12 protein-coding genes are annotated in these 13,546 nt (G+C 39.6%); 6 read left to right on the top strand and 6 right to left on the bottom strand.

What is annotated here, in order from left to right; translation table 11 throughout:
- Positions 1–44: 44 nt before the first annotated feature.
- The 3 genes from leuE to B9T30_RS07740 form a co-directional block, all read right to left on the bottom strand.
- Entirely contained in the window at positions 45–695 is a 651-nt protein-coding gene (leuE, locus tag B9T30_RS07750; protein ID WP_086184468.1) for a leucine efflux protein LeuE, read from the bottom strand.
- Between the two features lie 76 nt (positions 696–771).
- Positions 772–1,761, bottom strand: a complete 990-nt coding sequence (gene tal / locus B9T30_RS07745) for a transaldolase (protein ID WP_086184467.1) — start codon at positions 1,759–1,761, stop codon at positions 772–774.
- An 87-nt stretch (positions 1,762–1,848) separates the two neighbouring features.
- On the bottom strand, positions 1,849–2,739 hold the full coding sequence (locus B9T30_RS07740; RefSeq protein ID WP_086184466.1) for a LysR family transcriptional regulator: 891 nt from the start codon (positions 2,737–2,739) through the stop codon (positions 1,849–1,851).
- Between the two features lie 104 nt (positions 2,740–2,843).
- Between B9T30_RS07740 and aceI the strand changes: the two genes are divergently transcribed.
- The gene (aceI, locus tag B9T30_RS07735; protein ID WP_086184465.1) at positions 2,844–3,272 is read left to right on the top strand and encodes a chlorhexidine efflux PACE transporter AceI; all 429 of its coding nucleotides are present in this window, start codon (positions 2,844–2,846) and stop codon (positions 3,270–3,272) included.
- A 153-nt stretch (positions 3,273–3,425) separates the two neighbouring features.
- On the opposite strand, the gene B9T30_RS07730 is transcribed toward aceI, so the two are convergent.
- Complete coding sequence (locus B9T30_RS07730) at positions 3,426–4,943, bottom strand: acetyl-CoA C-acetyltransferase (RefSeq protein ID WP_086184464.1); 1,518 nt, start codon at positions 4,941–4,943, stop codon at positions 3,426–3,428.
- A gap of 241 nt (positions 4,944–5,184) precedes the next feature.
- On the opposite strand from B9T30_RS07730, the gene B9T30_RS07725 reads away from it, so the two are divergent.
- From B9T30_RS07725 to dnaX, 5 genes are all read left to right on the top strand, one after another.
- A complete protein-coding gene (locus B9T30_RS07725; protein ID WP_086184463.1) occupies positions 5,185–6,576 on the top strand; it encodes a 3-oxoacyl-ACP reductase in 1,392 nt (463 codons plus the stop codon).
- A 165-nt stretch (positions 6,577–6,741) separates the two neighbouring features.
- On the top strand, positions 6,742–7,596 hold the full coding sequence (locus B9T30_RS07720) for a MaoC family dehydratase (protein ID WP_086184462.1): 855 nt from the start codon (positions 6,742–6,744) through the stop codon (positions 7,594–7,596).
- 97 nt (positions 7,597–7,693) lie between these two features.
- Positions 7,694–8,944, top strand: a complete 1,251-nt coding sequence (locus tag B9T30_RS07715) for a serine hydrolase domain-containing protein (RefSeq protein WP_086184461.1) — start codon at positions 7,694–7,696, stop codon at positions 8,942–8,944.
- A gap of 120 nt (positions 8,945–9,064) precedes the next feature.
- Positions 9,065–9,526 carry a copper resistance protein NlpE N-terminal domain-containing protein gene (locus B9T30_RS07710; protein ID WP_086184460.1) on the top strand — a complete coding sequence of 154 codons (462 nt, stop codon included), beginning with the start codon at positions 9,065–9,067 and terminating at the stop codon, positions 9,524–9,526.
- 134 nt (positions 9,527–9,660) lie between these two features.
- Positions 9,661–11,763, top strand: a complete 2,103-nt coding sequence (gene dnaX / locus B9T30_RS07705; RefSeq protein WP_086184459.1) for a DNA polymerase III subunit gamma/tau — start codon at positions 9,661–9,663, stop codon at positions 11,761–11,763.
- Between the two features lie 2 nt (positions 11,764–11,765).
- Here the strand turns inward: dnaX and B9T30_RS07700 are convergent, their stop codons facing one another.
- Both B9T30_RS07700 and B9T30_RS07695 read right to left on the bottom strand, forming a co-directional pair.
- On the bottom strand, positions 11,766–12,203 hold the full coding sequence (locus tag B9T30_RS07700; RefSeq protein WP_086184458.1) for an acyl-CoA thioesterase: 438 nt from the start codon (positions 12,201–12,203) through the stop codon (positions 11,766–11,768).
- 122 nt (positions 12,204–12,325) lie between these two features.
- The gene (locus B9T30_RS07695; RefSeq protein ID WP_086184457.1) at positions 12,326–13,486 is read right to left on the bottom strand and encodes an iron-containing alcohol dehydrogenase; all 1,161 of its coding nucleotides are present in this window, start codon (positions 13,484–13,486) and stop codon (positions 12,326–12,328) included.
- Between the last annotated feature and the right edge of the window lie 60 nt (positions 13,487–13,546).

Below are 13,546 nucleotides of genomic sequence, written 5' to 3'. Positions count from 1 at the left end.
CATTTATTTTCTGTACTGAAATTGAGATGAATAGGGGAGTAAAACTATAAGGTCGAACTTGCCAGCTTAAGACCAAATGCACAAAATAAAATACCGACAGCAGCCACACATGTTGCAGCGACTTTATAACGAGAATTAAAAAATGATGCCAGTTTAATACCCGAAAAAATCAAAATGGTTAAATAACTCATGCTTATGATTTGTAGTATGACGGACAAAACAGCAAAACTGATTGCTGGATATGGATAGGCAGGATCGACAAACTGTACAAAGAACGAGAGATAAAACAAAATCGCTTTTGGATTTAAAAGGCTGATGGTTAAGGCTGTACGATAAGGACGAGTTTGTTCAATAGCAGCACTTTGTGAGCTGGTCGCTATTTTTTGTGGGCGGTTTTGCCATGTATGTATACTGGCAATCAGTAATTTAATGCCTAAATAGGAGAGATAAAGTGCGCCAACAACTTTAAGCAGAATAAATAACCAAGGAAAAGCATGGAGTAACGATGCTGCACCCAATACTGTGCAAAGAATGAGAATTAAATCACCAGTAAAAACGCCCCAAGCACCTTGGTAGCCCGCTTTAATTCCAAAACGAGATGCAATGGACATCACATAAAGAGAATTTGGGCCAGGCAAAATGACAATTAAAATGGTACCAATAATGTAGGTGGTCACATCAGTAATGCCGAACACAAGCTGCTCCAAAGGATAAAAAACCGATGTTGCATGATAGCAAAATCGGCTTTATTTAACTGTAAAAATCACATTTTTAAGGCTGAATTTCAGCATCTAAACCAAAAGATTGACGCAGTAGGGTACTGAGCTGTTCACGGGCTTTAATAAAGCCATCAATGCCACTTTGTAAAAGTTGGAAAGACATTAAGTCATGTTCAAGTTGCGCTTTAAATGTTTCTTTGGTCAAAGGCGTAACAATACGCTGACAATGCGCTTGAGCATGGTTATTTGAAAGTTGAGCAGCCACTTCACGTTGATCTTGTTCAAGTTCTGCGAGCAGGTTTGGAGAAACGGTGAGTAAGTCACAGCCAGCCAATCCTAAAACTTGATCTATACTACGGAAGCTTGCACCCATAATTTCCGTTTTAATGCAGTGTTGTTTATAGAAATGGTAAATTTGCTTTACAGACAATACGCCCGGATCTTTATCAATCGGGTAGTGATCTACATTTTCTGCTTTTTTGTACCAATCTAAAATACGACCGACAAAAGGTGAAATAAGAGTGATATTGGCTTCGGCACAGGCTTGAGCTTGATGTAAGCCAAATAATAACGTGAGGTTACAGTGAATGCCTTCAGCTTCTAGTACTTTGGCAGCTTGAATACCTTCCCAAGTCGAAGCAATTTTAATTAAAATACGATTTTGCTCAATCCCGTAGGTCTGGTACAGGGCAAGGAGTTCTTTGGCTTTGTTAATCGTGGCTTCGGTATCATAAGACAGTGCAGCATCAACTTCAGTCGACACACGACCTTCAACCAGTTTTAAAATTTCAACGCCAAACTTGACCGTAAGAATATCAATGGTACGTTCAACTAAAAGATCATCACGATAACCTTCAGACTTGGCTTGCTCAAATGCAGCTTCAATCAGCGCTTTATTTTCAGGTTGACTTGCAGCAGCAGTAATCAGTGAAGGATTGGTTGTTGCATCCAGTGGAAGGAATTTTTCAATAGCTGAAAGGTCGCTACTATCGGCAACAATGGTGGTTAAGTTTTTTAATTGGTTTAAGGCTGATTGAGTCATTGGTGTCTAGTTCTTAAAGTTATTTCCCGTATATTTGTTATATCACAATCTCCTTTTATCAGAAGTAAAAAGCGGTATAACGCATGTCTATTTTGTGTTTTTTCTTGAATTTCGGATGTGATTAATCAAAAAACGAGCAGCTGAGCCGAGTTGGCTTTCACGACTCCAGACTAAATCGACATAATATTCAAATTTAGGGCTGAAATCTAAAAAGTTAAGAATTTTAAGTTGCTGTTTAATATGTGGATTCTGATTTAACATTTCTAAAGGTAAAACGCCCCAACCCAAACCTTGCATAATCATTGAGCAGGCAGAAAGATTGTTGTCTGTACGCCAATGTTTTTTTGAAAAGAGTAATTCAGGCTTCAGTGTACGGTCACGACTGGCCACAATAATTTGACGACTTTGTAATATTTGTTCATAGCTGACTTGTTCAAGTGCAGCTAAAGGGGCATGAATGGCAGCGACAGGTACTAAAGCCTCACGCTTTAATTCGACAAACTGTTCGCTACTTTCCAACTGTTCGCGTTCAAACATCAGTGCCAGTTGAGCAGACTGATTGAGTAGCATTTTTTGCGCATCTTCTTGTGGTGCTGAAAAAACATTGATTTGCAGCTCTGGAAATTGCTTTTCGATTAGTGAAATGTAGTCTGTCCACTGGATATGCAGCAGTTCGGATACCACCACAATATTTAAAGATGACTCCAATCCTTCACTTAAGGCAAAAGCATGTTGTTTCCATTGGTTGATTTCGATCAGTAATTGTTCGGTTTTTTCATACAAAATGATGGCTTGTGGTGTTGGGATCGGTTCGCGTCCAACACGCTGAAACAGGGTTAAATTGAGGTCAATTTCTAAATTGGCAATCGACATACTGACCGCTGAAGGAACTTTCCCCAGTTGTCTGGCGGCAGCAGAAAAAGATCCCGTTTCAATTACGGTTTTAAAAATGGTCAGTTGTTCTTGATTGATATTCATTTGTTTATTTAACCTATCAATTATTTTGAAAGAATCTGACTCGATTAATCAATAATACAAACATAAAATACCAAACATCAAGTTAAATTAAAGAGTATTTAAAAATGTTGATTTCCAAGAGAAGGATTATTCATGCACTGAGCTATGAGATCATCCTGTTGGTCATCATCGCAATTGCATTAAGTCTGATTTTTAAAATGCCGTTAGAAGTGACAGGGCTTCTGGGTATTGTGATGGCTGTGACATCGGTGATCTGGAACATGGTATTTAACCATTTCTTTGAAAAATTTGAAGCCAAGCACCAGCTAAAAAGAACAGTGAAAATTCGTATTTTGCATGCGATAGGTTTTGAAGGTGGTTTGATGTTGACCACGATTCCGATGGTGGCTTATGCTTTGCAAATGTCTATTTGGCAAGCGATTGTGCTAGATTTTAGTTTAACCATGTGTATTTTGGTCTATACCTTTATTTTCCAATGGTGCTATGACCACATTGAAGCACGTATGGGGTATCAATCTGCACATTCAGCTTAAACACATTTGATGATGACGTTAAGTCATATTGATGGTTGAGACTTTATTGGGCATTTATAGCCGCTTTGGGTTATTCAATGTTATTTGAAAGATTGAAAAAAAACCGCTTGTTTATACAAGCGGTTTTTTATTTAAAAAGTAAAAGCAGCGCTCTTATTTTTCAATAATGGCGGTTACACCTTGACCACCCGCAGCACAGATCGATACTAAGATACGACCTGAACCTTTTTGATTCAATAATTTTGCCGCAGTTGCGATAATACGACCACCTGTTGCCGCAAATGGATGACCAGCAGCAAGTGATGAACCTTTTACGTTGAGTTTAGTGCGGTCGATTGAACCAAGTGGCGCATCTAAACCTAAACGCTCTTTACAGAATTTTGGATCTTCCCAAGCTTTCAAGGTTGAAAGTACTTGAGATGCAAATGCTTCGTGGATTTCATAATAGTCGAAATCTTGTAAAGTAATACCCGCGCGTTCAAGCATACGTGGAACTGCATAAGCAGGTGCCATCAATAAGCCTTCTTTCTTCGTCACGAAATCTACCGCAGCAGTTTCAGTAAAGGTTAAGTAAGCTAGTACTTCATGGCCATTGGCTTTAGCCCATTCTTCTGAAGCTAAAAGTACACAAGATGCACCGTCAGTCAGTGGCGTTGAGTTGCCCGCAGTCATGGTACGTGCATCACCTTTACCAAAAGCAGGTTTAAGTTTCGCTAATTTTTCTACAGATGAATCTGCACGTAAGTTATTGTCACGCTCTAAACCTAAGAATGGTGTAATCAGGTCATCGAAGAAACCTTCTTCATACGCTGCTGCCATTTTTTGGTGTGAAGATGCAGCAAGTTCATCTTGCGCTTCGCGTGCAATACCCCATTCAAGTGCAGTAATCGCTTGGTGATCACCCATAGAAAGACCTGTACGTGGTTCGCCATTTTTAGGCGCATCCATCAAATCTTTCAGGTTAATTTTAGTTAACGCTTTTAAGCGGTCTTTCGCTGTTTTTGCGATGTTCAATTCAAGTAATGCTTTACGTAAACCGTCACCAAAAGCGATCGGTGCATCAGAAGTGGTATCTACACCACCCGCAACACCGACTTCAATTTGACCGAGTGCAATTTTATTCGCTACAAGGAAGGCTGCTTGTAAGCCAGTACCACATGCTTGCTGAAGATCATAAGCAGGTGTTTCTGGAGCCAATTCAGTATTAAGCACACATTCGCGAGCCATGTTAAAGTCACGGCTATGTTTTAAAACTGCACCTGCAACGACTTCGCCTAAACGTTGACCTTGTAGGTTAAAACGCTCAACAAGACCATTTAACGCAGCGGTAAACATATCTGAGTTTGATGCAGTGAAATAAGCACCGTTTGAACGAGCGAATGGGATACGGTTACCACCAATAATAGCAACGCGGCGAACTGTGTTTTGACTCATGGTTTTATCCTGTTGAACAGACGTTTGAGTTGTAGATTCAGATTTTTTTGTAGTTGAAGGAGTACTTTGACTACGAGGTGACGTAGAACGAGTGCGAGTCGTTTTGGTCGTATTCGTTGCTGGTTGTGTTGCAGTGCCTGAACTTTTAGCTGTGCGTGAAGTTCTTTTTGATGTATTTGACACTGTTTCCGCAGCAGAATTTTCGACTGCTGGATTTTCTTGAGTTGTCTTGCTCATAAGGCTTTTCCAAGCATGCTTACAGTATTCTTGGCGCTTACATTAACACAATACAGAATACCCTGAATTGACTAAAATGACATTGCGCAAAGCATTCAGGTCAAGACATCTACGGTTTAACTCAAGTATGATTCTATGGAAACTGATGGATCTATTGAAATAAGAGTATCTGACATCATATTGAAGTTAAAAGGATATCTTTAAATCCATCAAAAATTAATTAGTATGAGAGATAATAAACATGACTGACCAATACCAAACCTTTGCAAAATCTCCTATTGGTAAATTTGTCATCAAAAATTTAGGTCTGCCAGCACCTACTTTTTTAGAACGTTTTGAATCGGCTACGCCTGTAGTAAAAGGGGCAGTTTTATTCGGTGCTGCACCTTCAAGTACATTATCTGCTGCGATTGCACAAGTTTTGGCAAATATTCATGCCAATAGCTATGCAGGCAACAATGCTGAATTGCAACAAACAGCGGCTAAAACAGGTTTAAACCTAAGTGCATTTAATGCAGGTGATAAAGAGTCGAAGTTTAAAGCGATCATTTTTGATGCTTCAGGTATTCAAAATTCTGAACAGTTAAATGAGCTGTATAACTTCTTCAACCCGATTGCACGTCAAATTCAAGCATCGGGTCGTGTGATTGTGGTTGGTATTACACCTGAAACTGCAAAAACTGTAAAACAAGCCATTGCCCAACGTGCGCTTGAAGGCTTTGTAAAATCAGTGGGTAAAGAATTCAAAAAAGGCATTGCTGCAAACCTGATCTATGTGGATGCTGGCGCTGAAGCAAATCTTGAGTCTACAGTGCGTTTCGCATTATCACCACGTTCAGCTTATGTGTCTGGTCAAGTGATTCGTGTATCTAAAGCGAATGTAATTGATGTAGATTGGGCTAAACCACTTGCCGGTAAAACAGCAGTGGTAACAGGTGCAAGCCGTGGTATTGGTGAAGCCATTGCCCATGTTTTGGCACGTGATGGCGCACATGTAATTTGCTTGGATGTGCCACAACAACAGGCGGATCTTGATCGTGTAGCAAGCGAGATCGGTGGTTCAACTTTAGCAATTGATATTACAGCGAACGATGCAGGCGAGAAAATTAAAGCGGCTGCGGCTGCACAAGGTGGTTTAGACATTATCGTTCATAATGCAGGGATCACTCGTGACAAAACTTTGGCAAATATGAAGCCTGAGCTTTGGGATTTGGTAATCAACATCAACTTGTCTGCAATTGAACGAGTAAATGATTATTTACTGGAAAATGATGGTTTTAATACCAATGGTCGCATTGTTTGTGTATCTTCAATTTCAGGCATTGCGGGTAACTTGGGTCAAACCAATTATGCAGCATCGAAAGCAGGTGTTGTGGGTGTGGTTAAATTCACAGCGCCAATCTTGAAAAATGGCATCACCATTAACGCCGTTGCTCCTGGCTTTATTGAAACGCAAATGACAGCTGCTATTCCTTTTGCAATTCGTGAAGCTGGTCGTCGTATGAACTCGATGAGTCAAGGTGGTTTAGCTGTTGATGTGGCTGAAACCATTGCATTGTTTGCATCTTCTGCTTCTACAGGTTTAAATGGTAATGTTGTCCGTGTATGTGGTCAAAGCTTGTTGGGTGCTTAATTTAAAATCCTTGAATTTTCCCTCTCCTTTAAGGAGAGGGTTAGGGAGAGGTAAAATTATTTGTATTATAAATGTGATGGAATTTCACCCTCATCCCAACCTTCTCCCCGAGGGAGAAGGAGCTTTCAAAAAATATTGAAATAAAAACTTCATCAAAGGTTCAGTATGAATACTCGCCATTTTAGTCAACTTCCAAAGCCTTATTTAGCTTATCCAAAAGTGATTCAAGGCTTAATTTTTAAAAAACCGAAAGGTGAAAAAGTGCTACCGCAAGTTGAATATGTGGTGGATTCATTTAAGGTCGATCAACAACATTTAAAAGCCTACAACGCAGTGTGTGGCTTTAAAAATAATGGTTATATTCCTGCCATTTATTTGGCGGTGTTATCGCAAAGCTTACAAATGCACATGATGACCACTGAAGCATTTCCATTTGCCATTTTAGGTTTGGTGCATATTCGGAATCAAATTAAGCAAACGCGTAAAGTGGGTGTAAATGAGCAACTGAGCTTGTCTTGTCAGTTTGGTGCGTTACAGCCACATGATAAAGGTGTGCAATTCGATTTTATCACCACGGCTAAAGTGGGTGATGAAGTGGTGATGGAAGGTACAACGACTTATCTTGCTCGTCAAAAAACCGATGGAAAAGTTGCAGCGAAGGCAGTCGAAACAAAAACACCCGCTTATGAATTGAATGCAGAATGGAATGTCTCTGAAAATACGGGTCGACGTTATGCATTGACTTCAGGTGATTTTAATTTAATTCACATTCATGCCATTACAGCCAAAGCTTTTGGTTTTAAACAAGCGATTGCGCATGGTATGTGGAGTAAAGCCAAAGTACTGGCCAGTTTAACTTTGCCAGATCGCTATGAAGCCGATGTTTGGTTTAAGTTGCCAATGTATTTGCCTTCAACCGTTGAGTTTTTGACAGCTCCAGCGGGTAAAAACACCGAATTTTTAATTCGAAATAGCAAAAATCAAAAGCCACATGTGACAGGAAGTGTTAAAGCACTTTAAAACTAAGGAGCCTAAATCAACTAGTAATAACTTTTTGATTTAGGCTTTTTTATGCGCTAAATTCGAATAAAAATAAGTGCTAAGGACAGAACCTAAGATGAACGCCATTAAAGAATATCTTCTTGCCAATACAGAACATTATCAAGGTCAGGTGGATGAGCGATTTATAGACCTAGCCAAACAATTTAGCCGTATGCAGGATGCCCGAGCTGAACAAGGTGGGGCTGCGTTGGTGGTATATTTTCAAGGGCAAAAAGTCGTTGATATTTATACGGGGAAAAAGTCAGCCACTGAAAACTGGCAGCCTGATACTTTGTCGATGTGTTATTCCTCGGGGAAAGGTGTACTTTCGACACTGGCGCATATTTTAGTTAGTGAAGGTTTTTTAGCTTACGATGTCCCTGTTGCGCATTATTGGCCTGAGTTTGCACAAAATGGTAAAGCACAAATCACCTTAAGGCATATGCTGAGTCATCAAAGTGGCTTATATGACATTCGTAACTTGATTGCTGATGCGTCTGAAATGGCGGATTGGAATCATATGTTGAATGTATTCGCACAAGCCAAACCGCGTTTTGCAGCAGCGACAGATGCTGCCTATCAACCACTGACTTTTGGTTGGCAAGTGGGTGGTGTGCTTGAAAAAGCCACTGGAAAAGCTTTGTCAGATTTAATGCAACAGTATCTTGTGCAACCATTGCAATTAGACGGTGCATATTTTGGGGTTACCGCAGCTGAATTAGCCCGTGTTGCTCGACCATTACCTAAAGTAAAAACAGCATCAAATCAGTTATCACCAGTAAAATCGAAACCAAAGAAAGCCTCACCCTTAGATAAATTGATTGAATGGTCAGGACAAGATCCGAAGGACTTTCAAGATGCGATGATTCCAAAAGGCATGAAAAATTTTAGTTTCTTGAGTGATGAAGGTTTAAAAGCGGTCATTCCTGCTGCTAATGGTGTTTTCACTGCTAATAGTTTAGCTAAAATTTATGCCATGCTTGCTAATGAGGGAAAAGTGGGGGATCAACAGTTGATTCGACCTGAAATATTTACAGCGTTAAGTACAATACAATATAAAAAACGTGACCGCATTATGCCTTTAGCCATGCATTGGCGTTTGGGGTATCACCGTGTATTAACATTGGGTAAATCATCAAACGGTTTTGGGCATATTGGCTTTAATGGTTCTGCTGCTTGGTGTGATCCTGAACGACATTTAAGTTTTGCTTATACGCATAATTTCCCAACGACCTCGATTGCAGGTGACTATCGTCTTTGGGGTTTAAGCCAAGAAGCCTTACGCTGTGCAGATATGCGCTTAAAAGGGCGAAAGGGTTGGTTCTAATTTTTTAAGACTTATATTTAAGGTGATGCGTATTTAATGTGATGAGACATTTTGCAGGGGTGGATTTTGTGAAAAGTGTGATATTTTCTTTGCACTGAAATTATTAGCTTAAGTTTTTTGATGAAAAAGCCGCTTCTTATTCCCTTAATTGCGTCGTCTGTTTTATTGGGTTGTCAGGATTCTAAACAGTCTGATCGGGAAAATAAGACCCAAACGGACTCTATTTTGCAGCATAAAATTACGGTGGCGAAGTGGGTTGGTGAGTATCAAGGAACAACGCCATGTATGAGCTGTATTTCGCGTTGTGAGGAATGTCCTGGCATGGCTGTAGATTTAGTGCTCAATCAAGACCAAACCTATACCTTAAAACGTGAAAGTTTAAGTGGTCATAATGACGTCGAAATCTTGACAGGACGGTTTCAGTTTAGCAATCAGGATCAGAGCAAACTTGAATTAATACAGGTCAAGACTCGTCATTTAATTTATGTTGATTTAGAGCAGCAACTACTTGAAATTTTACAAGATAACACGGGTCATCTATATGCTTCGGAAGCTGATTTTATTTTAGAAAAGAAAGTTTAGCTTACTTTTTAAGTGATTGTAAAAATCTAAAAAATAGATTTATTTATGGCATTGTTGATCTAAAGCTTTTGCAGATTGTTCATTCACTCTTCGGCAAAAAAACAGTATGCTTAGACCTGTAAAAAGGAGCATACATGTATCAGGTACTTGCGCGTAAATATCGTCCACGTAATTTTAATGAATTGGTTGGACAAAACCATGTGTCACGAGCACTGACCAGTGCCTTAGATCGTGGTCGTTTACACCATGCGTATTTATTTACTGGCACACGTGGGGTAGGTAAAACCACCATTGCACGTATTTTAGCGAAGTGCTTGAACTGTGAAACGGGTGTCACCTCAACGCCGTGTGAAGTATGTCCAACCTGTAAAGCGGTCAATGAAGGTCGATTTATCGATTTAATTGAAATTGATGCTGCATCACGCACCAAAGTTGAAGATACCCGTGAATTGCTTGATAACGTACCTTATGCGCCCACCCAAGGTCGTTTTAAAGTTTATTTAATCGATGAAGTGCATATGCTTTCGACGCATTCTTTTAATGCTTTGTTGAAAACGCTGGAAGAACCGCCAGAGCACGTTAAATTTCTTTTTGCAACGACCGATCCACAAAAGCTTCCAATTACGGTTATTTCTCGTTGTCTTCAATTTACTTTACGTCCACTGGCTGTAGATGAAATTACAGTACATTTGACGGATATTTTACACAAAGAACAGATTCAAGCGGAACAAGATGCGATTTGGCAAATCGCTGAATCTGCACAAGGTTCACTTCGGGATGCCTTGTCTTTAACCGATCAAGCGATTGCGTATGGTCAGGGGGCGATTCAGCATCAAGATGTCAAAGACATGTTGGGGTTGATTGACCGCACCATTATTTATGATTTGATTTTAGCCATTCATCAAAACCAAAAACAGCGTGTCAGTGAATTGCTCATGCAATTTAGACAGCAGGCTTTAGATGTATCATTGGTTTTAGATCAGTTAATTTCAACTTTGCATGAATTGGCACTCTTGCAATATTTACCCGATTTAAGCTTGAAATATAGTGCTGAAATTAATAAAAAAATCATGCAATTATCGCAGCTCATTTCGGCACAAGATTTACAATTGTATTATCAAGTGTCATGTAAAGGTCGTGCAGATTTACAATTGGCGGTCACACAAGAGCAAGGTTTTGAAATGTGCGTGTTGCGCTTATTGGCGTTTCGTCCATTACAACCCAATGAAGTTTTAGTGTCTGCAACACAACAGGTTCAGCAACAACAACCAGTGCCAACCGTCGTACAGAATGTGCAACAACAGATTGTTGATGAATATCCCACAGCAGAAAGTGTTTTAGAAATTCCAACTATAGTCACTCAGCCCAATATAGAACCATCTTCAGATGATTTCTTGGATGAGCCACTGGGTGCTGTGGAAAAAAATATTACAGAAGCAACTTTAACCGAAAATTCAGATCAAATGATCTTTGATCCTGCTTCGGAAGATGCCTTATTTGATTTAGACGAATCGAATGATGATATTAGCATTGCAGCAAATGATGAACCGAATAGTGATGATTTCCTCTTTGATGAAATTGCCCCTTTAAATACTGATGTGGAAACAATAATCACAGAACAGGGCGTAGAAAATGATGCTGCTGTGGTTTTGGAAGCGGATTTATCCTTTCGCCAACAACAGATGCCAATTGAAGCGCTACAACCTAGTATAAACTCTAAAGTTGAGGTGATTGATGAGCCTGTTCATGCGTTAGAGCAAGCAAAACTTAAACAGCCAACAGCAGTGATTGAAGCTGTATCGAAGCAAAATGAAAACTTGATGCCGCAAGATATTTTAAGGCTCACACCGCAACAACTTGACGGTGAGTGGACTGTAGATAAGTGGGAATACTGGTTTAGAAATAGTACATTAACGCCTGCGGTACAAGAGCTGGCACAACAGGGTGTGATGACGGGGCAAATTGATGGTGAGTCGCTATTTCAGATTGCACCAAAATATGAGCAGTTGTTAAATCAGTTACAACACACTTTAGAGCAAGCCTTAAAAAATGAATGGCCCAACACGCATTTTCAGGTGAAATATGCAGAAGTTGAAGCCACAACCCCCTATAGTCTGCAAAATGAGCGTAAAGAAAAAGCCTATGCACGGGCTTCAGAATTACTGCATGCGGAATCTGCGGTGAAGGATATTTTGCAAAATTTTGAGGGTGAACTACAGAATATTCAATTGAAATAGGTTTATTTGTTCATACTGTATTGCAATAAAGCATCTCGCATTTCAATTGGAATGGAGGTGCTTTTTCGTGTTTGTCGATCCACAAAAACATGGACAAAATGACCTTGCGCAGACGCAACATCATGGAATTGTTTGAAAATAGCTAAATCGTATTGCACGGATGAGTTTCCCAGTCTGGAAATGACCACACCGACTTCAATAATTTCAGGATAAGAAAGTTCTTGAAAAAAGCGACAAGTGGAATCAACCACCAATCCAATGATGGGTGAATGTCGAATATCAAAGTTGGCTTTTTCAATCAGTAAAGCATTGGCGGCAGTGTCAAAGTAGCTGTAATAGGTGACATTATTGACATGACCGTAGATATCATTATCTGACCACCGTGTTTGTATTGGTAGAAAGTATAAAAAATCAGCGCGTTGTTTGGGGATTTGCTTCATTATCATTTTATTTTTAATAGGCAATGAACATTCAGTTGTACTGTTAAAAATAAAGGAATGCAAGAGGGGAAAAGCAAGGTCATTTATAGCGTGTTAAATGACCATCAGCTGAAAGTTATAGATTATGCGTAAATTGCTTGATAAATCTGTAGGGCATCTTGTTGGATTAGTTCCCGTGGGTTGTTTTGTAAAAGTCGCGTTTGCAACATGGCATCATTGGCAAGTTGCTCAAGCATATTTTCAGCAACATTCAAATTTTTTAATTTTAAAACCAAACCACTTTTATCTAAATGATTTTGCATATGGTCAATAAATAAGTCACATAAACCGTCAGTACAGCCCGTACTTTTGGGGTCTAACCAGCACATTAGTTCAGCATAGTATTGTTTTGCATGGGGTGCATTAAATTTTAAAACTTCGGTTAAGACTAAAGCATTGCTATGACCATGCGAAATATGGAAATGTCCCCCGAGTGGATAAGCTAGTGCATGTACTGCGGCAACAGGTGCATTGGCAAAGGCTTGACCTGCAAGCATGGAACCGACCAACATATTTTGACGTGCTGCTAAATTTTGACCATCTGCCAAGACTAGACTCAAATTATGGTTGAGTAACCTTAATGCTTGTTTTGCGAGCATATCGGCATAAGGATTCTTTTTGATTTTAGAGGTATAGGCTTCAATGGCATGTACCATCGCGTCAATTCCTGTTGCTGCTGTAATATGCGCAGGCAAGTTTTGAGTAAATGTGGCATCTAATATTGCTACATCAGCAAATAAAACAGGAGAGACAATCCCCGTTTTCGTAGTTTCACCAGTGGTGACAATAGAAATGGGCGTGACTTCAGATCCTGTACCAGCTGTAGTGGGCACTAGGAGTAACGGCAGTCGAGGTGGTTTGGCATTATTAATACCATATAAGTCTGGCAATGTTTGCTGCTGTTGTGGATGAGCAAGTATGGCAATTATTTTTGCTACATCTAATGAGCTGCCTCCGCCAAAACCTAAGACAATATCAACTTTTTCATTTTTTGCGAATTGAACTGCATCTAAGACGATATGTTCGGGTGGGTCTGCTTGAACATTCGAATAAATGACATAATCAAGTTGAATGGTTTCTAAAATTTCAATAATGGGTAAATGCAATTGTTGTTGAATCATGCCTGCATCAGTGACCAACAACAGCTTTTTATAGGGCTGCTGTTGTAATAATGGTTTTAACTGATAGATCGAGCCGAGCCCTGAAATAATATTCGAGACGGTCTGGAATTGAAAATGACTCATCTATTGCATCCTTTTTTATATCAAATTCAAGATTATTGTTTTAGCGTTCTATAGGATTCA

The organism is Acinetobacter sp. ANC 4973, assembly GCF_002135275.1.
GTDB classification, from domain to species: domain Bacteria; phylum Pseudomonadota; class Gammaproteobacteria; order Pseudomonadales; family Moraxellaceae; genus Acinetobacter; species Acinetobacter kyonggiensis.
Note: the sequence above shows the minus strand (reverse complement) of the source record. Positions and strands in the feature narration are given on the sequence as shown.